The sequence below is a fragment of the Clostridium sp. AF20-7 genome (assembly GCF_003479275.1).
GTDB classification, from domain to species: Bacteria; Bacillota; Clostridia; order Lachnospirales; family Lachnospiraceae; genus Otoolea; species Otoolea fessa.
Window position 1 is genome coordinate 82,540 of the sequence record NZ_QUGF01000009.1, and the last position, 21,505, is coordinate 104,044.

17 protein-coding genes and 1 CRISPR repeat array are annotated in these 21,505 nt (G+C 44.1%); of the genes, 16 read left to right on the plus strand and 1 reads right to left on the minus strand.

Annotated features, from left to right (window positions below; translation table 11 throughout):
• The first annotated feature begins 14 nt into the window (after positions 1–14).
• From gltX to DWX68_RS10910, 13 genes are all read left to right on the plus strand, one after another.
• Complete coding sequence (gene gltX / locus DWX68_RS10850) at positions 15–1,472, plus strand: glutamate--tRNA ligase (RefSeq protein ID WP_118629521.1); 1,458 nt, start codon at positions 15–17, stop codon at positions 1,470–1,472.
• A gap of 281 nt (positions 1,473–1,753) precedes the next feature.
• Positions 1,754–3,586, plus strand: a complete 1,833-nt coding sequence (locus tag DWX68_RS10855; RefSeq protein WP_118629451.1) for an ATP-dependent helicase — start codon at positions 1,754–1,756, stop codon at positions 3,584–3,586.
• Positions 3,587–3,741: 155 nt separating this feature from the next.
• Positions 3,742–3,951 (plus strand): hypothetical protein, encoded by a 210-nt coding sequence (locus DWX68_RS10860; RefSeq protein WP_118467212.1) that lies wholly within the window; start codon positions 3,742–3,744, stop codon positions 3,949–3,951.
• Positions 3,952–4,406: 455 nt separating this feature from the next.
• A complete protein-coding gene (gene cas3, locus DWX68_RS10865; protein ID WP_182432178.1) occupies positions 4,407–7,076 on the plus strand; it encodes a CRISPR-associated helicase Cas3' in 2,670 nt (889 codons plus the stop codon).
• The gene (casA, locus tag DWX68_RS10870; RefSeq protein ID WP_118629455.1) at positions 7,069–8,682 is read left to right on the plus strand and encodes a type I-E CRISPR-associated protein Cse1/CasA; all 1,614 of its coding nucleotides are present in this window, start codon (positions 7,069–7,071) and stop codon (positions 8,680–8,682) included. Before cas3 ends, casA begins: the two co-directional genes overlap by 8 nt.
• A gap of 14 nt (positions 8,683–8,696) precedes the next feature.
• On the plus strand, positions 8,697–9,296 hold the full coding sequence (casB, locus tag DWX68_RS10875; protein WP_118629457.1) for a type I-E CRISPR-associated protein Cse2/CasB: 600 nt from the start codon (positions 8,697–8,699) through the stop codon (positions 9,294–9,296).
• Positions 9,289–10,374: a type I-E CRISPR-associated protein Cas7/Cse4/CasC gene (gene cas7e, locus DWX68_RS10880; RefSeq protein WP_118629459.1), complete on the plus strand. Its 1,086-nt coding sequence runs from the start codon at positions 9,289–9,291 to the stop codon at positions 10,372–10,374. Before casB ends, cas7e begins: the two co-directional genes overlap by 8 nt.
• Positions 10,374–11,030, plus strand: coding sequence for a type I-E CRISPR-associated protein Cas5/CasD (gene cas5e / locus DWX68_RS10885; RefSeq protein ID WP_118629461.1), 657 nt, complete (start codon positions 10,374–10,376; stop codon positions 11,028–11,030). Before cas7e ends, cas5e begins: the two co-directional genes overlap by 1 nt.
• Positions 11,027–11,686, plus strand: a complete 660-nt coding sequence (gene cas6e / locus DWX68_RS10890) for a type I-E CRISPR-associated protein Cas6/Cse3/CasE (protein WP_118629463.1) — start codon at positions 11,027–11,029, stop codon at positions 11,684–11,686. Before cas5e ends, cas6e begins: the two co-directional genes overlap by 4 nt.
• Entirely contained in the window at positions 11,683–12,630 is a 948-nt protein-coding gene (cas1e, locus tag DWX68_RS10895; RefSeq protein ID WP_118629465.1) for a type I-E CRISPR-associated endonuclease Cas1e, read from the plus strand. The genes cas6e and cas1e overlap by 4 nt, the downstream gene beginning before the upstream one ends.
• Entirely contained in the window at positions 12,630–13,496 is an 867-nt protein-coding gene (cas2e, locus tag DWX68_RS10900) for a type I-E CRISPR-associated endoribonuclease Cas2e (RefSeq protein ID WP_118629467.1), read from the plus strand. The genes cas1e and cas2e overlap by 1 nt, the downstream gene beginning before the upstream one ends.
• A gap of 44 nt (positions 13,497–13,540) precedes the next feature.
• A CRISPR array of direct repeats spans positions 13,541–15,154; the repeat unit is 28 nt; unit sequence GTATTCCCCGCGCAAGCGGGGGTGATCC.
• 337 nt (positions 15,155–15,491) lie between these two features.
• A complete protein-coding gene (locus tag DWX68_RS10905; protein WP_243027718.1) occupies positions 15,492–16,787 on the plus strand; it encodes a 2-hydroxyacyl-CoA dehydratase family protein in 1,296 nt (431 codons plus the stop codon).
• Positions 16,784–18,493, plus strand: coding sequence for an acyl-CoA dehydratase activase (locus tag DWX68_RS10910; RefSeq protein WP_118471956.1), 1,710 nt, complete (start codon positions 16,784–16,786; stop codon positions 18,491–18,493). Before DWX68_RS10905 ends, DWX68_RS10910 begins: the two co-directional genes overlap by 4 nt.
• 10 nt (positions 18,494–18,503) lie before the next feature.
• Here the strand turns inward: DWX68_RS10910 and DWX68_RS10915 are convergent, their stop codons facing one another.
• Positions 18,504–18,902, minus strand: a complete 399-nt coding sequence (locus DWX68_RS10915) for a GyrI-like domain-containing protein (RefSeq protein ID WP_347475192.1) — start codon at positions 18,900–18,902, stop codon at positions 18,504–18,506.
• Between DWX68_RS10915 and DWX68_RS14715 the strand changes: the two genes are divergently transcribed.
• The 3 genes from DWX68_RS14715 to DWX68_RS10925 all read left to right on the plus strand — a co-directional run bounded on the left by DWX68_RS14715 (position 18,834) and on the right by DWX68_RS10925 (position 21,365).
• A complete protein-coding gene (locus tag DWX68_RS14715) occupies positions 18,834–18,983 on the plus strand; it encodes a hypothetical protein (protein WP_181357220.1) in 150 nt (49 codons plus the stop codon). The two genes, DWX68_RS10915 and DWX68_RS14715, sit on opposite strands and share 69 nt — an antisense overlap.
• Positions 18,984–19,645: 662 nt before the next feature.
• Complete coding sequence (locus tag DWX68_RS10920) at positions 19,646–20,959, plus strand: AAA family ATPase (RefSeq protein WP_118629471.1); 1,314 nt, start codon at positions 19,646–19,648, stop codon at positions 20,957–20,959.
• A gap of 82 nt (positions 20,960–21,041) precedes the next feature.
• Positions 21,042–21,365 (plus strand): pyridoxamine 5'-phosphate oxidase family protein, encoded by a 324-nt coding sequence (locus DWX68_RS10925; RefSeq protein WP_118467244.1) that lies wholly within the window; start codon positions 21,042–21,044, stop codon positions 21,363–21,365.
• The last annotated feature ends 140 nt before the right edge of the window (positions 21,366–21,505 follow it).

Below are 21,505 nucleotides of genomic sequence, written 5' to 3' on the forward strand. Positions count from 1 at the left end.
GCCGTGTGAAAAGTATGACAAAGATCAGAACCAGATACGCACCGAGCCCGACAGGCAAAATGCATGTAGGAAACTTAAGAACTGCATTATACGCATACCTGATTGCAAAACATGAGGGCGGCGATTTTATCCTGCGAATCGAGGATACCGATCAGGAGCGTTTCGTTGAAGGCGCGACCGAGATCATTTACAATACGATGCGCGATACCGGACTGAAGCATGACGAAGGTCCGGACATCGGAGGTCCGGTTGGCCCGTATGTACAGAGCGACCGTCAGAAACAGGGCATCTACATGGAATATGCGAAGAAGCTGATCGATAAAGGCGAAGCTTATTACTGTTTCTGCGATCAGGAACGCTTAAACAGCTTAAAGAGAGAAGTAAACGGCGAAGAGATCATGACCTATGATAAGCACTGTCTGCACCTTTCCAAGGAAGAGGTAGAGGCAAACTTAAAGGCAGGAAAGCCGTTTGTCATCCGTCAGAACAACCCGACCGAGGGAAAGACTACCTTCCACGATGAGATTTACGGGGATATTTCCGTAGATAACTCCGAGCTGGACGATATGGTTTTAATCAAATCGGATGGATTCCCGACCTACAACTTCGCAAATGTGGTGGACGATCATTTACAGCAGATCACCCATGTAGTCCGCGGTAACGAGTACCTGTCTTCGTCACCGAAGTACAACCGTCTGTACGACGCATTCGGATGGGAGGTTCCGGTTTATGTGCACTGTCCGACCATCACGAACGAGGAGCACAAGAAGCTGAGCAAGCGAAGCGGTCATTCTTCTTATCAGGATCTGATCGATCAGGGCTTCATTTCCGAGGCAGTTGTCAACTTCGTTGCCCTGCTTGGCTGGTCACCGGAAAATAATCAGGAGATTTTCTCCTTAGACGAGCTGGTAAAAGAGTTCAACTACAAGAATATCAGCAAATCTCCGGCTGTTTTCGATATGGTAAAACTGAAATGGATGAACGGCGAGTACATCAAGGCGATGGATTTTGATAAGTTCTATGAGATGGCAGAGCCGTACATCAAGAAAGTAATCACCAAGGATCTGGATCTGAAGAAGATCGCGGCGATGGTTAAGACGAGAATCGAGATTTTCCCGGATATCGAGGGACACATCGATTTCTTTGAGACACTGCCGGAGTATGATCCGCAGATGTATGTTCACAAGAAGATGAAGACCAATCTGGAGACATCCTTAAAGGTATTAAAAGATGTTCTGCCGATTCTGGAAGCACAGGAAGATTACTCCAACGACGCCCTGTACGCGGCGCTGTCCGAGTATGTATCCAAAGAGGGCGTTAAGACCGGCTTTGTAATGTGGCCGATCCGTACTGCTGTATCCGGCAAGCAGATGACGCCGGCAGGCGCGACCGAGATCATGGAAGTGCTTGGCAAGGAAGAGTCGATCAGCCGTATCAAGAAGGGGATTGAACTTCTGGAGGCACAGCAGTAGGCTGTCGTAACCGTCGATGTTCGACTTGAAGCAAGTTTGGCTTCGCAGATTAAATCAGTAGGTAGTAAATAAACAACTGCTTTTTCATGTATCGTAGATGCATGAAAAGCAGTGAAAAGGTGCGCTTTGTGAGAAATACATTCCAAGGCGCACTTTTCTTACATTTGTACTTGACAGATTTGCTTCAGATGCGCGGCAGAAGGATGTCTTGCACGTCAAAATGCGAATTTCGAAGCAAATATGCCGAGATATTCTTGAATTGTGGAGTAAGGAAACAGGAAATGGCATTCAGTAAAGCACAGACACAGGCAATCATGCATAAAGATGGTCCCATGATGGTTCTGGCGGGACCGGGATCAGGGAAAACAACGGTGATCACCCATCGGGTCCAGTATCTGACGAAGGAGTACGGAATCGATCCGGGGGATATTCTTGTGATTACCTTTACCCGGGCAGCAGCCGAGGAGATGCGGGAGCGGTATGAAGCATTGACCGGCGGCGGCTCCAGAGTCACCTTTGGCACGTTTCATTCGATCTTTTTTAGGATCTTAAAGCTGGCATACCGATATACCGCTGACAATATTGTCCGGGAAGAGCAGCAGATGCAGTTTGTCCGGGAGCTGGCTCAGGCCGGAGGTCTGGAGCCGGAGGATGAAAATGAGTTTGCAGCCTCCATTTTAAGTGAGATAAGCTCTGTCAAGGGAGAGAGGATTGCACTGGAACATTACTATTCCAAAAACTGTCCGGATGCAGTTTTCCGTCAGCTCTATGCAGGCTATGAAGAGAAAATGCGACGGGCCGGACTCATCGATTTCGATGACATGATGGTGCTATGTCTGGAACTTTTTACGGAAAGAAAAGATATCCTGTCTGCCTGGCAGAGGAGGTATCGGTACATCCTGATCGATGAGTTTCAGGACATCAACCGGCTTCAATATGAGATCGTGCGGATGTTAGCCAAGCCGGAAGATAATCTTTTTATCGTGGGCGATGATGACCAGTCGATTTACCGGTTCCGGGGAGCCAAACCGGAGATTATGCTGGGATTTGAGCGGGATTATCCGGGTGCCGGACGGATTCTTCTGGATGTGAATTACCGAAGCACCGAGGAGATCGTGGCACCGGCTCTGCGCTTGATCGGGGAAAATCAGAAACGTTTTTCGAAGGCCATCCATACAGCGGGACGGCATGGAAAAAATGTGATTACGAAGCTCTGGCAGGATCCGGGGGAAGAAAATCTGGCCATTGCCAGGGAGATACAGCTGTATCTGCAGTCGGGAGTGCGGCCGGGGGATATCGCAGTTTTATACCGGACCAATGCTGGTCCTCGTTTTCTGATGGAAAAGCTGATGGAATACAACCTTCCCTTCCGGACACGGGATACGGTGCCGAACCTCTATGAACACTGGATTTCGCGAAATATCCTGACCTATATCCGGATCGCCCTGGGAAGCCGGGCGCGGGAAGATATTTTGCAGGTCATCAACCGTCCGAAGCGTTATATCAGCCGGGATGCGATGCCGGATGAGACGGTTTCGTTCGAGAAGATGAAGGCATTCTATGCGGAGAAAGACTGGATTGCCGAGCGGATCGAGAGTTTGGAAGGGGATCTGCGGGCCATCGCCCGGATGTCACCTCTGGCAGCCGTCAATTATATCCGCCAGGGCATGGGATACGATGAATATCTGATCGAGTATGCGGCATTCCGGCGGATGCGGCCGGAGGAACTTTTAGAGACTGCCGATGAGTTAAAAGAAAGTGCGGCGGGTTTCAAGACCTTTGACGAGTGGTTTGCACACATCGAGGCATACAAGGAGGAACTGCTCCGGCAGGCGGCGCAGCGGCGGACGGAGACGGATGCGATCACGCTCGCGACGATGCACAGTGCCAAGGGGCTGGAATTTCCCATTGTCTATATTCTCGATGCCAATGAAGGTATCACGCCGCACAGCCGCGCGATGCTGGACGAGGATATGGAGGAAGAACGACGTCTGTTCTATGTGGCAATGACGCGTGCAAAGACCCGGCTGCATGTATATGCGGTGCGGGAGAGGTACCATAAAAAGGCGGAAGTATCGCGGTTTGTGTGGGAGTATCTGGGGCGGGAGTCGTAGAGAAAAATTCGGAAAACGGGAGAATAATAAGATTTACAAATGGCAGAAAAATAGCTATACTATCGTCAGTCAGAGATGCACTCTGGCATATGTTTATCGTGAAGCATAACGTAAGGTGAAAAAGAAAATAGGTAGGAGGCGGTTGTACGCCGATTTTGTTTGCAATTATATTTTTAGTAGTCGTTTTTAAAGTGGTCGGTCTGCTTTTAAGTGTCTGCGGAAGACTCCTTGGAGCTGTTCTGAGTCTGGCTGGATTTATCATTTCACTGGCAGTTGGAACACTGGTGTTTGGACTGTCGGCGGCATTTTCGGTGGTGCTTTTGGGAATTGCCGGAGTTTGGCTGATAGCAAAATTGGTATTGTAAAAAATTACTATGCAGAAGAAAGATGGAAAAAGTCAACGGCAGCTGGGATGAAGAAGCAGGAAGATAATAGGTAAAAGAATTATTTAAAGCGGTTGAGCGGGGGGCAGCCGCTTTTCTTTTTTGGAAAAGAGTATCACTGTATGGATGATTTTATGTGGGCTATATATACGACATCTGTCGGATTGGCGGTTACTATATATGGGAAAGTATGATATGATTGATTTATGGAAGTTCAGATGATTTTGCAAAAAACTATCTCACTGTGAAGATTGATAATCTGTAGATGGCAAAACGGATAGGAACGTGAAGAACAGAGAAGTGAGCATATTTATGCAAAAAGGAAAAACAAATAGTAGTTTGCAAAATATAAATAATGATTTATAAATGATGGTCAGAGTGCTAATATATAATAAGAATGGTTAATTTAAAAATGTATGTTGGTGAGGAGGGAATATATGATTCCTGAAATTCGCTTGCTTGCAGCAAAAGCCAGCAAAGAGAATGATAATTTGTGGCTTCCGCTGTTAGACCACTTAAAAGACACAGCTGGAGTTATAGAATACCTGGCGAGCAGATGGCTACCGGGGTCTGTGTATGATGAGATGGAGATCTCGAGAAAAGAGGGAATACGATTAGCAAAACTGCTCGCATTGCTGCATGATATAGGGAAAGGTATTCCGGCATTCCAGACAAGAATATTGGAACAGCTTCCAGACATCAGGTGTTTTCAAGAATCGGCCGGAATTGAAACAAACTTGAATAAAACACAGATGGATATTAAACATGCACATGCAGGGGCTGTCCTTCTTCGAGCAATGGGATATCCGGAATCAGTGGCAGCAATTGTAGGTGCACACCATGGATCTCCCGAACCCAATAATATGGATGATGACGCAATCGATGAATTAACATTAGAGCGAAAAAAATACGGAGATAAAAAATCTATATGGCGGAAAATGCAAGAGGAACTCTTGAAATGGGCATTAGAAGAGGCGGGATATTCGGAAAAGGAAGAAATTTCAGGTATTTCGGAAGCAGCTCAGATGCTTTTTTGTGGACTTTTGATTATGGCAGACTGGATTGCAAGCAACAGCTATTATTTTCCGTTGTTATCTGTAACAGATGATCCAGAACCATATGATAATAATCGGTCAAGGAATGCAATGAGACATCTTAACCTATCGGATGGATGTTTGATGGGTTCTGCGTGGAAACAGGAGGATTTTTTTGAAGAGAGGTTCCATTTTACTGCAAATCGAGTACAGAAGGAAATGTATGGTGTTGCAGCCAGAATGGAAAAACCAGGATTGATCATTCTGGAGGCACCAATGGGAGAAGGAAAAACGGAGGCGGCTCTGGCAGCAGCTGAGATTCTTATGAATCGTTTCGATTTAAAAGGAATTGCCTTTTTTCTCCCATCACAGGCAACAACAAATGCCATGTTTACAAGAATCAGTTCCTGGCTAACAGGTCAGTCAGATGTTAATCAGGTTTCGATCCAGCTTTATCATTCCAATGCGGAATTAAATGAAGATTTTAGAAAACTGGAATATGGGGATGTCTGCATAGAAGACGATGATCAGGATGCTTTGATAGTTCATAGCTTTTTTAGAGGAAAGAAAACAAGAATGTTATCCGATATTGTGGTTGGCACAATCGATCAGCTTCTGATGGCAGCATTGATGCAGAAACATGTGATGCTTCGTCATCTGGGGCTTGCAGGAAAAGTTGCAGTGATTGATGAGTGCCATTCATTTGATCCTTATATGAATACATATTTGGAACGTATTTTGCAGTGGCTGGGGATTTATCATATTCCGGTAATTCTTTTGTCAGCTACGCTCCCTGGGGATAAACGATTGGCTTTGATGCAGGCATATGCCGGAAAGAAAAAATGTAAAAATGTCTTGATTAAGGAAACAACTTCATACCCGTTGATTTCATGGTCAGATCACGAACGAGTACAATTAATACCAATTCCTTATGATAAAAAAGACAGGGTTGTTCAGATTGTTAGAGAGAATGAAGAACAACTGGAAGAAGAAGTCCGCAATGTATTGAAACATGGCGGGTGTATGGGAATTATATTAAATACTGTTTCAAGAGTGCAGAAAATTGCAAAATTCATACAGGATAAATTTCCGGAAGCAAAAGTATTGATTGATCATTCGCAGTTTATACTTCCGGATCGACTTGAACATGAGAAAGAAATTTTGAACTGTGTTGGAAAACATTCGGCGAATGAGCAGAGAAGAGAGGTGATTGTAGTTGGAAGTCAGGTGTTGGAGCAATCATTGGATCTTGATTTTGATGTACTGATAACAGATTTATGCCCAATGGATCTTTTATTGCAAAGAATTGGTCGTCTTCATCGTCATGAGAGGAAAAGACCAGAAATGTTTGAAAGTGCCAGATGCATAGTATTGAATTCAGAGTTAGACAATCTGGAAAAGGGAGCGACAGAGGTTTATGGAGAATATCTGCTGCTGCAGACATCAGCACTTCTTCCGGAAAAGATTATGATTCCATCGGATATCTGCTCATTGGTACAGAAGACTTATTGCGAAACAGATGATAATCAACGCTTTCAGAATGCATATGAAGATTATAAGAAGAAGTGCATGCTTAGGAAACAGAATGCGAAACCATATTGTCTGGAGAAACCAGAGATAGGAAAATGTGGAGGGACTTTAGTAGGGCTTCTGGATAAGTCGGTTGGCTTAGACGATATAAAAGCACAGGCAGCAGTGAGGGATGGAAATCCATCAATAGAAGTGATAGTTGTAAAAGAAGCAGAATCTGGTTTTGCATCTATAATTGCTGGGAAATCAAAGGGGAAAAAATACAATCTCAAGGAAACTTTATCGATAGAGGAAGCCAGAGAAATATCAGAGCAAAAACTCCGCCTTCCTCAAAGATTTGCGCAATCATGGTGCGTGGGACGTGTGATAGAACAATTACGGATAGATATGGAACGGCATACAGAAGAGTGGAAAAACAGTCCCATGCTGGAAGGTGAGTTAATATTATTTTTAGATACGACAAATCACGTGAGTTTAGATGAAATCCAGCTGTTTTACGATGAAAAGAAGGGTCTAGAATGGGAGGTTGAGAAACGTGGATGATAAAAAATTCAATCTTTTAGAAGAACCATGGGTTTGTGTTATGCAGGAAAATGGAGAAGTAAAGGAACTATCATTGATAGATGCACTGATCCATGCACACCAGTATCGAAGATTATCTGGAGAGTTGCCAACGCAGGATGTTGCAGTATTAAGATTACTTCTGGCAGTATTGCAAACAGTTGTTTATCGATATGATGCAGATGGAAATGAAGACGAACTTGTAGAAACAGAGGATGCATATGAACGGTGGGAAGAAATTTGGAATGAAGGAAAACTTCCGGAGAAACCGATTCGGGAATATTTAGCAAAGTGGAAGGAACGCTTTTATCTATACGATAGTAACAGACCCTTTTATCAGGTGCCGAAGGCTGCTATTGGAACAGAATGTAAAGCAGCAAAGCTAAATGGTGAAATCTCAGAGAGCAGTAATAAACTGCGCTTATTTTCAAATCGTGCAGGAAAAGAAAAGAAATTTTTAAGTGATTCAGAAGCAGCTAGATGGCTGTTGTATCTGAATGGATATGATGATACATCTGCAAAGCCAAAGCAAAAGGGGCTTCCATCACCCGGAACCGGATGGCTTGGAAAACTGGGATTAATTTATGCAGATGGAAGCAATTTATTTGAAACCTTGATGTTGAACCTTGTAGTGGTCAATATTTCAGATAAAGAATGTTGGGACAGTCCAAAACCTGTGTGGGAAGCAGAAACAGTTAAGAGTGCGGAGAGAACCGAAATTGTGGTCCCATCAAATCAGGCAGAGCTACTGACAGTACAATCCAGAAGAATTCTTCTAAAAAAAGAGGTGCAAGGGGTCAGTGGTTATTATGTGTTGGGAGGTGATTTTTTTCCAAAAGAAGCAGCATATATGGAACAAATGACTGTATGGAAAAAATATGAACCGAAAGGAAATGCCGTTCCGTATTATCAGCCAAGAAGGCATTTGCCAGAAAAACAGATGTGGCGCGACTTTTCAAACCTTGTTATGTCAGATCAGGAAAACAGAACACCGGGTGTGCTTAGGTGGGTCGCTTGGCTGAAAGATAAGAAAATGATTGATAAAAAGAATATCATTTGCTTTAAGACAGCCTCGGTACAATATGGGGACAAAGACTTTTTTGTAAAAGATGTTCTTGGCGATTACCTGGAATTTCATACAGAATTATTAACTGCAAATGGAAAAATATTGGTAAGAATCATACGAGAAGAGATTGAAAAATGTGAAAAAGCAGCAAATATAGTTAATCATTTAACAGAAGACTTAAAGAAGGCTGCAGGAGATTGTTCAGGTGAAAAAACTCAATATGGAAAAGAAGAGTACTTTTACCAGATAGATATACCATTCCGTAGATGGTTAAAGGAATTGGATCCGATAGGTGAGAGTGATTCTGAATATTATGAGAACATTCGAAACGACTGGAGAGTTCAGGCATATCGGATAGCGGAAAAGCTTGGGATGAACTATGTTGAACAAGCAGGAGATAAGGCTTTTGTTGGGCGGGAAATACAAGAAAAAAAGGATGGAGTTGAAAGAAAAGTTTATTATTCATCTTCAAGCGCTTTTAATATATTTAAGGTGTCATTGAAAAAATGCTTTGAGCAGTAGCAAGGAGGGATTATATGGGAAACCAGGGACAGATGGTCAGAAAGTGTATGGCCATGCGCCTGAAACAATGGGAGAATGAGCCAAATGATGCACGCGTCAAAGGAGAATTGGCACAGCTTCGTCATGGAATCGGAAAAAAGCCCGGAGAGGTTCCAGAAATGTGGGAACTTTTATTTAACAGATTTCCGGAAGAATTGATGAGCAGAAATGGAGAGCCTAGTTGGGCTGAGTGGGCGGTATCTCTTTCGTTATGTATGTATGCTCTGCATCAGCAGGGAAGTGATATTCACCAAAAAAACATGCATAGCGAACAGCAACCATTAGGAAAGGCAGTTAGAAAATTGGCGGCTTTGCAGGATGAATCAGAACTGACACGAATTCGAAAACGATTTACCGTTTTTGCAACATCGGCGGATATTGAAGAATGTGCGTATTATCTTCGAGGATTAGTGCAGCTTCTGCGGGCAAAGGGAGTGCCGATGGATTATATTCAGCTAGCATATGACCTATATCAATTTCAAACGGAGAATGGCGCCCAGAAGGTTAAGCTTCGCTGGGGACAGGATTTTTATCGAGTAGTAAAACAGGAAGAGGAGGAAAAAGAAAATGAGTAAAAATTTGTATATTGATCTTCATGTAATTCAAACACTTCCGCCGAGCTGCGTAAATCGTGATGATACAGGCAGCCCCAAGACAGCGATTTATGGTGGTGTAACCAGAGCAAGAGTTTCAAGTCAATCCTGGAAACGTGCAATGCGCCTTATGTTTGCTGATATGTATACAGAAGAAGAAAAGGGAATTCGAACAAAGAAAATTGTAGATCTGCTTGCAAAGAAAATATCTGAGTTGGATTCGGAAATTCAGAGTGCTGAAAAATTGGCAAAAAAGGTATTAGAAGCAGCCGGAATTAAATTAACAGAAAAAAATGGAAAAGCAGAAACAGGAGCTCTGTTTTTTATTAGTGCAAAACAAATTGAAAAATTGGCAGAACTGGCAATTGCTCATCCGGATGGAAAATTTGAAAAAGAGGATAAAAAGGAATTGCAGGAGGCATTAAAAAACTACCCGTCAGTTGATCTTGCTTTGTTTGGCCGCATGGTGGCAGATGAACCATCCTTGAATTACGACGCAACGGCACAAGTGGCCCATGCCATATCAACACATGCTGTACATAATGAGTATGATTACTTTACAGCTGTTGATGATTGTACATCGGAAGATAATTCCGGGGCAGGACATCTTGGTACAGTAGAGTATAATTCATCTACCTTATATCGTTATGCGACTGTGAATGCGGCAGAACTTGCAAACTATTTGGGAGGAGATACTCCGAAAGCGGTTAAAAATTTTGCAGAGGCATTTATCACCAGTATGCCGACAGGAAAACAAAATACATTTGCAAACAGAACACGTCCGGATGCTGTTTATGTGACGGTTCGCAGAGATCAGCCGGTTAATATGGCAGGCGCTTTTGAAAAACCAGTTACCACAAAGGGTGGATATGTGGAGCAGTCAATAAAGGCATTGGTTGATTATGCAAAAGAATCTTATGAAGATTATGTAAATGAGCCGGAAATGGCATTTGCAGTGGGAAGAGAGTTGGAGTCGCTTGCGACAACAATGAATCTGACAAAATTATTAGATGAACTAGAAAAACAGGTTTTGAATGCTCTGGAAGAGGTGACGAAATAATGAGTACATTGCTGCTTCGGTTGGCAGCACCACTTCAATCATGGGGAATTGATTCAAAGTTTGATATTCGTCGGACAGGGCGGGAACCCAGTAAAAGCGGGGTGATCGGACTTATCTGTGCAGCACTTGGAATTAAGAGAGATGATGATGATATGGTGAGCCAGTTAGCAACACTGCGATTTGGTGTGCGTGTGGATAAAGAGGGGCATTTTGTGCGTGATTTTCACATGGTACGACCAAAAAAGGGAGAACCATATGTCACAAATCGCTATTATCTTGCGGATGCAGAATTTCTGGTAGGTTTTGAAAGTGTGGATGAAGAACTTTTGAAAAAGATCGAATATGCATTATTGAATCCAGTGTTTCCGTTATATCTGGGACGAAGATCGTGTCCGCCGACCGGAAGATTATGCCTTGGTATCAGAAAATTGGAATTGGAAGAAGCTTTGCTTGAAGAAGCATTTCGGAATGAATCAACTGAAACAGTACGCATAGTAATGGATGCAAAAGAAGGAGAAGACGGAAATATTGTTAAGGATCTTCCGATATCCTACAATCCAGAGCACAGAAAATATACGTTTCGAAAAGTGACGGAGAAATATCGGGCGGTGCGAGAACCGCTTCAATGCCATGATCCAATGGCAGAATTGGGGTGATTGGTTTGTATTTAAGTAGAATGACATTGGATGTGACTAAAAGGAAAACATTGCGGGCATTGAGCTCGCCAAACCTGTTTCATGGAGCCGTTGAGGCTTCGTTTGATATGACAGAAGCAGTTCGTCATAGAAAGCTATGGAGAATCGATCGGCTTAATAGTAAGTATTATTTGCTTATTCTAAGCCGGGAAAAACCGGATCTCTCAGAAGCAGTAAGTCAATTTGCACCAGAAGGTGAAGAATGTGTGACAAAAGGGTATGATCCTTTTCTGGAAAAAATCAAAGCTGATACATGGTGGCATTTTCGTTTGACGGCAAATCCAACATACCAGAAAGCTGTGGGAAAGGATCAAAGAGGTAGAATTTGTGCACATACTACAGCAGATAATCAGCGAAAATGGCTTATAAAACAGGGTAAACTGCATGGTTTTGCAGTGAGTGAAGATTCTTTTGAGATTAGGGAATCTAAATGGTACCATTTTAATAAGGCTTCTGGAAAGAATCAGGTTAGTATGCTGTCTGTAACATATGAAGGTATTTTAAAAATAGTGGATGAAGAGAAAGTACGAAAAATGCTGATAGACGGTATTGGACGTGAAAAGGCATATGGAGTAGGTCTTATGACATTGGTACATATGGAGAAGGGAACAGTATGACAAATATTCCTGGAATGATACGGCCGGAAATCCAGATGCTGCCGCAGGTTGCAGATCGTCTGACGTTCCTTTATCTGGAAAGATGTGTCCTAAATCGACAGGATAGTGCAATTACAGTCGCAGATGATAGAGGAACCGTTTTTGTACCGGCAGCAGCAATCAGTGTGATTATGCTGGGACCTGGAACAAAGATTACTCATCGGGCAATGGAGTTAATCGGAGACGCTGGGGTCACAGTGATATGGGTGGGAGAACATGGGGTGCGTTATTACGCATCGGGCCGCCCACTTACCCACCGTGCAGCTTTATTGCAGAGACAGGCAGAATTAGTCGGTAATACAAGAATGCATTTAAATATTGTGAGGCAGATGTATTCCATGCGATTTCCCAAAGAAGATGTTTCCCGCCTTACACTTCAGCAGTTAAGAGGGCGGGAGGGAGCGCGAATTCGCGCCGTATATAAAAAAGCATCAAAAGAGTGGAATGTGCCTTGGAATGGGCGTGAATACGATCCAGATGATTTTACAAGTGGAGATTCTGTTAACCAGGCATTATCTGCCGGCCATGCATGTCTTTATGGCTTGGCACATGCGGTAATTGTTGCGTTAGGGTGCTCTCCGGGATTGGGATTTGTACATGTTGGACATGAAAACTCATTTGTATATGATATTGCAGATTTATATAAGGCAGATATCACGATTCCGTTAGCGTTTGAGGTGGCTGCAACGATTTCCAAGGAAGAAATTCCGTCTGTAATGCGGAGAAAAACCAGAGATAAAATGGTAAAAATGAATATTCTGAAACAAATGGTGCATGATATCAAATCTTTGTTTGCCAAAGAAGGAGAAGCAGAGGATTCAGATGCAGTATATTTGTGGGATAACAAAGTCGGGGAAGTTGAGAATGGGCATTCGTATGGAGACGATCTTGAAGAAGGTGAATAATGGTAGTTGTAACGCTGACTGATTGCCCATCTAAATTGCGCGGAGATCTTACGAAGTGGCTTATGGAGATCAATACAGGAGTATATGTTGGAAAGGTGAGCGCAAGAATTCGAGAAATGCTTTGGACGCGAATCTGTGAGAATCTGTCGCAGGGACGGGCAACAATGGTATATAGTACTAATAATGAACAGGGAATGGAATTCTGTGTGCACAACTCATCCTGGAAACCTGTGGATTTTGATGGAATACAATTGGTTATGCGGCCAGAGCAGGGACGATGTGAAACAAAAGCGCGTTCAAGTCGGGCAGAAGTACAACAGATGTTGCTTAAGAAAAAGCAATCTCAAACATATAAAGAACGACATGAAGGTTATGTGGTAATTGATTTAGAGACAACAGGATTAAATAGTTCATCAGATGAGATTATTGAGTTGGCGGCGATTAGAATCATTAACCACAAAATTGCAGACCAATTGGAGATTCTAGTGAAAGCAGAAAAAGGTGTTCCAAAAGTAATTACTGAACTTACGGGGATTACAGAGGAGATTCTTGAGGAAAAGGGGATGGTTCTTTCTTCAGCGATAGAGAAGTTTTGTGAATTTATTGGACAAAGTACAATAGTGGGTCATAACATCGCATTTGATCGCAGCTTTTTAAAGGAAGCTTGTCGAAAGACCAATCGTATGAATCTAAAAAATCCGGCAAAAGATACATTAGATCTTGCGAGAAGACGAATCGATGATATTGATGATTATAAGCTGCATGCACTAGCAGACTATTTCCAGATAAAAGTTGAGGAGGAACATAGGGCATTAAGTGATTGCATCACAACATTTCAGGTGTTTGAGAAACTAAATGAAATTTAGAGATGGAGATCGGGAAAAGGTTGTAAATAAGGGATTTTTTTAGTGTATTCCCCGCGCAAGCGGGGGTGATCCTGAGTTTAGACAGCGTTTTTTAATTACAGTTTGGTATTCCCCGCGCAAGCGGGGGTGATCCCTGTGATTTAGTAAAGTAATAGTAATTTACGCCGTATTCCCCGCGCAAGCGGGGGTGATCCCAAACTTAGCAGCCACAACGATTGAAAGTTTACGTATTCCCCGCGCAAGCGGGGGTGATCCTAAACATTACCGTTAATATCAACAGTGAGTGTTGTATTCCCCGCGCAAGCGGGGGTGATCCTATTAGTTTTAAACTTAAATTTAAAGAAAGCAGGTATTCCCCGCGCAAGCGGGGGTGATCCCCGTTAAAGGAATATCGTCCAATCGTACACGTTGTATTCCCCGCGCAAGCGGGGGTGATCCTTGTTTACACAACTAATAGCGGTGTAGTTAGAAGTATTCCCCGCGCAAGCGGGGGTGATCCTGTATCACTGGCAATTTGCAGTTGGCACTCATAGTATTCCCCGCGCAAGCGGGGGTGATCCTGTCCCGGTGAGGTCGTCACTGTATGTAATGGCGTATTCCCCGCGCAAGCGGGGGTGATCCCTTTAATTATAACTTTGCCGTAGAGCATAGGAGGTATTCCCCGCGCAAGCGGGGGTGATCCTGTACTGTATCCGACATTGGCAGCACAATACCCGTATTCCCCGCGCAAGCGGGGGTGATCCCTGAATCCGGGTATGGTTGGATCGCACAGATTTGTATTCCCCGCGCAAGCGGGGGTGATCCCTAATACTGCAATGGTTATTGAAGAAATCAATAGTATTCCCCGCGCAAGCGGGGGTGATCCTTGAGGGCAGCCGCACAAAGCAAACAGACCGGAGTATTCCCCGCGCAAGCGGGGGTGATCCCATTTTGCATGTAAAAAAATAAACTCAGAGTAGGTATTCCCCGCGCAAGCGGGGGTGATCCTACACAGCACGCGGGATACGTTACTGGATGCCGGTATTCCCCGCGCAAGCGGGGGTGATCCTACACCGCCCTCTCCGAGGGTCAGATCGTAGTAGTATTCCCCGCGCAAGCGGGGGTGATCCTTAATGAAACGTTTTTATCTTCAATAAATTGAGGTATTCCCCGCGCAAGCGGGGGTGATCCCGGACGGCGGCTATTACTGGGAACGATAAAGGGGTATTCCCCGCGCAAGCGGGGGTGATCCCTGCTCCGGATACCTTGATTTTAAAAGGCAAAAGTATTCCCCGCGCAAGCGGGGGTAATCCCTACGACAGGACAGAGGAGACAACGGACACACGGTATTCCCTGCGCAAGCGGGGGTGATCCTGTGGGAGACATAGATTTATACAAACAGGAGTTGTATTCCCCGCGCAAGCGGGGGCGATCCTTCCGAGATTCTTTAACGTCTGGATATCACGGCGTATTCCCCGCGCAAGCGGGGGTGATCCCCTATTACAAGGACGTCAAGGCGCCGACCATGAGTATTCCCCGCGCAAGCGGGGGTGATCCTACCGGTACAATCAGCGGAACCGGAAGTTTGCCGTATTCCCCGCGCAAGCGGGGGTGATCCCGAAAAACCGGAATGGTTGACGATGGATCAGATGTATTCCCCGCGTAAGCGGGGGTGTTTTTCCTAAAATCTAAAGTTTGGGAAGATAAGAACAACCTTATGATTTCAACATATGAAGCCATAAGGTTGTTTTTTCGTATAGAAAACTTCACTGCTGCATCTTGAAGGTCACCAGAATTTGTGGGAAATGATAGGTGGTTGTTTGCTCAGTTTTTTGAAATATAGATGATTTTATCACAGGTGTAAAGTTCTTCCCCCCTCTGTTTCGCGTTTCATATCCGATATATTTACAATTCCCATCCAACTGACTATAATAAAGAATGCCCGTTTGTCTGCAAAGGCGCGGAACCATATCCATCTGCATCAGGGCGATATGACAGAAAAATGAACTTAAAAGAATGGAAGAAAGAACAATGGATGTAATTGAAAAATTTGGAAATAGGGTGAGCAGCCAGGCGCTTAAGGATCCGGAAAAAGCGCGTCGGCTGCTTCTTGCGGGATACCGCCTGCAGGAAAAGAAGCTTCAGTTTTTGCCGGATCGGGGACTGCCGTCGTCGGGACAGTATGTGGCGCGGGTGGTTATGAAAAATATCATTCAGTCGCTGTCGGAACCGGAGAATGCGGCGATGGTCAGCATATTTGTGCCGGGAGAGCTGGTGATGGCGGCAGGGCTGACGCCGTACTCAGTGGAGGCGATGTCCTGTTTTATGGCGGGAACGAAGTGTGAGCAGACGTTTCTTCGGAAAACGGAGGAAGAAGGATTTCCGGAGACGATGTGTTCGTACCACAGGGTGTTTCTGGGGGCGGCGCTGACGGGGATTCTGCCAAAACCGAACTGCATGATTTATACGAACCTTGCGTGTGATGGAAATATGATGACGTTTCCGTATTTAAAGGATAAATTTGAATGTCCAGGCTTTTATATTGATGTTCCGTATGAGAAAAACCGGGAATCGGTTCTGTATGTGGCGGATCAGCTGCGGAAATTGAAACGGTTTCTGGAGGAGACGACGGACAGACGGATTTCGGAGGAAACAGTGCGGAGTGCGGTAGATAACAGCCGGAAAGCGGCGGCGAATTATAAAAAACAGCTTGCCCTGCGGTGTGCGCATGACCCGGTGACCTCTCTGACGAATGAATTGTATGCGCTTTTTATGTGCCATCTGATGGCTGGCTCAGAGACGGCGGTTACCTATACGGAAAAACTTCTGCGCGATGTGCGGATGTCACCGAGGGGAGATGGTCTTTCGGTAATCTGGATGCACATCATGCCATTTTTACAGGAGCCGGTTAAGGATATTTTTAATTATAGTAAGAAAATGCACATCCGCGCTTGTGATTTCATCGCAGATGGTTTTCAGGAGATGCATGCGGAAGACCCGTATGAGGCGATGGCAGAGAAAATGGTCTACTGCATTTACAACGGCAGTGTGAAACAGAGAATTGAGAAAGCGGAACGACTTGCCAGAATCACGGAATCGGATGGTGCTGTTTTATTTGCCCACTGGGGCTGTAAGGGAACGATCGGTGCATCCAGCCTGATTAAGCAGTCCTTAGAAAAGACAGGACTTCCGACGATGATTCTCGACGGTGACGGCTGCAACCCCGCCAATACCAGCGACGGTCAGGTATCGACGCGGCTTCAGGCGTTTGTGGAAATGCTGGAAAAGGGCAAGGAGGAGAAACACGCATGATTTATTACGTCTGTAAGTACACCCCGATCGAGCTGTTCCGGGGGTTTGGAGAAGAATGTTCTGTTTTGGAGGAAATGCCGGAAAATTTCGAACAGTCGGATCAGATTGCACATGCAAATCTGTGCGGCTTTGGAAAATCGGTCATTCAGGCAGTGCTGGAAGGAAAGGTTGAACAGCTGGTGCTGGTAAACTGCTGCGATTCGATGCGGCGCGTTTACGATATCGTGGAGAGCACGGGAAAATGTAAGTTTTTATATATGCTGGATCTGCCGCATGATGATAATGAATGTGAAAAAGTGAAATTTGCGGGTACGATCCGGAGGCTTAAAAAGGCATATGAGGCATATTCCGGGAAAGTGTTTGATAAACGCGCTTTTATCAAGTCCTTTATTACGCCGGAAATGAACACGGAGCCGTACATTGGTGTGCTGGGCGTGCGGGTCAGCGGCATTCTGGAGGATATGATCCGGGACAATATCCAGATGGATGTGGAAAATCTGACCTGTACGGGTGGTCGGAAACTGTCGGTCGTACAGGATGAAATGTGGAATATGGAGGAAGAGGAGCTGTTTCTTTCTTACGCGGACGTCCTGCTGGGACAGATGCCGTGTTTCCGCATGAACCGTTCGATCCGCAGAAACCGTCTGTATCTGGATCCGAATTTAAAGGGAATTATTTATCACACGATCAAGTTCTGTGATTATTATGGATTTGAGTATGCGAGTATCAAGCGGGATATCAAGGTTCCGCTCCTTAAGATTGAGACTGATTTTACGAGCCAGAGCGCGGGGCAGCTTTTGACGCGCATTCAGGCATTTGAGGAGACAATCGAGGGATCAGAGGATATGGATCCGGGAAAAGGTATCAGTGAGGAGGCAAGAAAGAAGATGGAGTCGGGCATTTTTTATGTAGCGGGAATTGACAGCGGTTCGACAAGTACGGATGTGGTCATACTGGATCAGGATGGAAAAATTAAATCGACGATGATTATTCCGACCGGCGGCGGTGCGATGATGAGCGCCGAGAAGAGTCTGGATCTGGCGATTGAGAAAGCGGGAATTAAGAAAGAGGAGATCGTGCGGATCGATACGACCGGATATGGACGATCCTACATTGACAGCGGGGATGACAGCATCACGGAGATTACCTGCCATGCCAAGGGCGCAAATTATCTGAATCCGAATGTCCGCACTATCATCGACATTGGCGGGCAGGATATCAAGGCGATCAGCATCGACGGGCAGGGAGCCGTGAAAAATTTCCTGATGAATGACAAATGTGCCGCCGGAACGGGACGTTTTCTGGAAATGATGGCGAAAACGCTGGGACTTTCCCTGGAGGAAATGAGTGTGAAAGGGCTGGAATGGAAGCATAATATCGTGATTTCCAGCATGTGTACGGTGTTTGCAGAGTCGGAGGTCGTGTCGCTGGTGGCACAGAATAAGGATGTGGCAGATATTATCCACGGTTTAAATGTGTCAGTTGCCTCAAAAGTCGGCGCGTTGGCAGCCCGCCTTGGAAAGGATCATCCAGGCGAATATATGATGACCGGCGGTGTGGCGAAGAACCAGGGTATCATCCAGGCATTGGAAGAGAAGCTTGGTGCTAAACTTTATATCTGTGATGAGGCGCAGCTCTGCGGTGCGCTGGGAGCGGCGCTATTTGCTTATGAGAAATGTAAAGGCAGTGCGGAGGAAACGCGATGAAGCGGCAGGGTTAAAACACTTGTATCGATATTTTCGTCAGATATTCACTGGGAGAGGCTGTGGCCAATTCGTCGATCACAGCCTCTTTATAAGAGTATTTGCCGGTTTTAAACTTGTGTTTATCGATCCAATCAAAGAGTTTTTCGTAGGTGTCTTTCGAGTCATAGTAATTTCCCATTAAGTAAGCAACTGCATAGGTTCCGGCCGGTTTTAAGTGATAGGGGTGATTTTTCGGTTTTGTTATAACTTTTGTGAAAAAATAAGCATAGGTATCCAGATGATTTTTTCGTAAATCTGCCACATCAAGCATGGCACCATAGGGATGACCGGCATTTAGAGAGTGGGCATTGCAGTAACCGATGTGGCGGCAAAGAGCCTGGATGATTTTCTGATGGTCATCTGTATGAATCGGATCGCTGAGAATCAGATATTCTTCCGGTGTCGTCTCGAGAAAAATACGACCATTTTTATTTTCTGTATGGAAGAATAATTCATCTTCGGTGTATTCTGCCTGTTTCTGATTCAGTGATTCCTGGAGTGATACCAGGGATAATTTTATATGATTGGACTGTAAAGTGAATAAAAATCCAAGAATGCATCTACATTCTGAAATCAGAAATCAAATTAAAACATTATAATCTTCGATGCCTCGTTGGGAAGCCAACGGGGTATTTTTTTACCCAATCAGGCTGTATAGGACACCTCAAAACCTACTTTTTTAAAATCGCCCCATTTTGGAAATTTCAAAACAATGGGCAAGAATTAAACGTTATTTTTGATGTTTTTTGGACGGTGCGGGAAGCATACTGATTGGAATCCTTATATCTATGGTATAGCTTTTTGCAATACAAAAAGACTTTACATATGGCTATAAAAATCAACTGTATTCCAAGCGGAACCTTCCCCCATTTTCTGGAACACGAAAAAGAAGAAACGCTTTCGGTCTATCTGGAGGCCGTCAAATGGGCGCTTCTGGAAGAATGAATATGTCCGAAAAAATGTTGGAATTATAATAATATTAATCGAAAAAATGTGATTTATAATAAAATAATGTCCGCAAAAATGCTGTTTAGCAATGGAAATATGCCCTGAAAAGTGTTAAGATAGAATACAGATGCTTTTGGATGTATATGTTGCGCAGGAGGTTTCTTAATGGAAAGAGAGCTGTTTACGAAACTGGAACGATGGATGAATAAAAAGAACAGAAAGCCGCTGATCATACAAGGAGCGCGCCAGGTCGGAAAAACCTGGATTATGAAGGAATTTGGAGCCAGGTTCTATGAAAATACAGTCTATATCAATTTTGATAATAATAAAGCAATGAAGGATGTATTTGACCTAGACTTTGACTTAAAGCGGATCCTTTCTGCAATCAAAATTGAGTACGGAAAGAGTTTTCAGGCTGAAAATACATTGATTATTTTTGATGAGATCCAGGAAGCACCAAAGGCGCTGGCATCTTTAAAATATTTCTATGAGAATGCACCGCAGTATTCTATCATTGCAGCTGGTTCCCTGCTCGGTGTTGCATTACATCAGGGAACATCCTTTCCTGTTGGGAAAGTTGATTTTTTAAAATTATGCCCTATGAGCTTCAAAGAATTCATTTTGGCAGTTGGTGAAAAGGGGTTGCATGAAGCGTTGAGGTCCCAAGATTATGAACTGATCAATGCATATGCCGGGAAATATACGGATTTGTTAAAAAAGTATTATTATGTGGGCGGAATGCCAGAAGTAGTCCAGACATATATTGATTCCGATGATCTATTTGAGGTACGTGAGATCCAAAACAATCTTCTGCAGTACTATGAAGAGGATTTTAGCAAACATGCGCCAAAGGAAGTTGTTCCGCGCATCATGATGGTCTGGAATTCGATTCCTTCCCAATTGGCTAAGGAAAATCGTAAGTTTATGTATGGAGCACTACGAGAGGGTGCACGGGCAAAAGATTTTGAACTTGCAATTCAGGGGTTGGAAGATGCAGGGTTAATCCTGAAAAGCTATAGAGTATCAAAGCCAGATATTCCACTGATTGCGTACATGGAAATGAACAGTTTTAAAATGTTCATGTTCGATGTGGGATTGTTAACAGCAAAGGCCGGACTATCAGCAAGACTTCTATTGGAGGGAAGCCGGATCTTTGAAGAATTCAAGGGGGCACTTACGGAACAGTATGTTGCACAGGAGTTACATGCTGCAGGATATCCGCTTTATTATTTTGCAACAGCACGATCAACTGGAGAGATAGATTTTATGTTGCAGGGAGATTTAGACTGCGTTCCGATTGAGGTGAAGGCAGAACAGAATCTCCGTGCCAGGAGTTTGAGGGCATTTTGCGATAAATATAAGCCGGGCATGGCGATTCGTAGCAGTATGTCAAATTATAAGCAGGAAGACTGGCTGACAAATGTTCCGTTATATATGCTTGCGGAATATTTGAAAAGAACAATATATGTGGTAAGCTGATAACAATTTACCTCAAAACCAACGGGGTATTTTTTGTTCTGAATCAGACAATACAGAAGTTCGCGCTAAGCGAACTAATGAAATGGAGGTTCTGGAGTCCCTTCACGGCAATGTAGTATGTGCATTAGCTGCCGGAATCGGTGACTATGTGCGATGTACTCTCTTGGAATATAGCTATCATGATGGCCAGTTTTGGATTTTTACAGAAGGCGGCGAGAAGTTCATAGGACTTGAGAGGAATAAAAATGTCAGTCTTGCTGTCTTTGAAAAGCCCCCGGACTTTGGTGCGCTGAAAAGCGTACTGGTCATGGGAACGGCAAAGCTCATCGAGCCGATGTTATTTGAGGTTCCTGGATTTGATGAATATTCGGAAAACTTGATAAAAAGTTCGATGATAGGAGTTTGAAAAATTTCTTTCGGGAAAGAATCTGTTGCGGAAACGCGGGAAATACCGTATAATAATGCGGTCTGATCTGCACATATGCAACAGATTTGTCCGTAAAAAAATGAAAAATCAGAATTGTGCGTATTTCAGAAACAATTTTT

What these genes read in the sequence shown, in the direction of transcription:
- gltX (WP_118629521.1), top strand. Translation starts at nt 15, where the DNA reads ATGACAAAGATCAGAACCAGATACGCACCGAGCCCGACAGGCAAAATG.
- DWX68_RS10855 (WP_118629451.1), top strand. Translation starts at nt 1,754, where the DNA reads ATGGCATTCAGTAAAGCACAGACACAGGCAATCATGCATAAAGATGGT.
- cas3 (WP_182432178.1), top strand. Translation starts at nt 4,407, where the DNA reads ATGATTCCTGAAATTCGCTTGCTTGCAGCAAAAGCCAGCAAAGAGAAT.
- casB (WP_118629457.1), top strand. Translation starts at nt 8,697, where the DNA reads ATGGGAAACCAGGGACAGATGGTCAGAAAGTGTATGGCCATGCGCCTG.
- cas7e (WP_118629459.1), top strand. Translation starts at nt 9,289, where the DNA reads ATGAGTAAAAATTTGTATATTGATCTTCATGTAATTCAAACACTTCCG.
- cas5e (WP_118629461.1), top strand. Translation starts at nt 10,374, where the DNA reads ATGAGTACATTGCTGCTTCGGTTGGCAGCACCACTTCAATCATGGGGA.
- cas1e (WP_118629465.1), top strand. Translation starts at nt 11,683, where the DNA reads ATGACAAATATTCCTGGAATGATACGGCCGGAAATCCAGATGCTGCCG.
- cas2e (WP_118629467.1), top strand. Translation starts at nt 12,630, where the DNA reads ATGGTAGTTGTAACGCTGACTGATTGCCCATCTAAATTGCGCGGAGAT.
- DWX68_RS10905 (WP_243027718.1), top strand. Translation starts at nt 15,492, where the DNA reads ATGGAAGAAAGAACAATGGATGTAATTGAAAAATTTGGAAATAGGGTG.
- DWX68_RS10910 (WP_118471956.1), top strand. Translation starts at nt 16,784, where the DNA reads ATGATTTATTACGTCTGTAAGTACACCCCGATCGAGCTGTTCCGGGGG.
- DWX68_RS10920 (WP_118629471.1), top strand. Translation starts at nt 19,646, where the DNA reads ATGGAAAGAGAGCTGTTTACGAAACTGGAACGATGGATGAATAAAAAG.
- DWX68_RS10925 (WP_118467244.1), top strand. Translation starts at nt 21,042, where the DNA reads ATGGAGGTTCTGGAGTCCCTTCACGGCAATGTAGTATGTGCATTAGCT.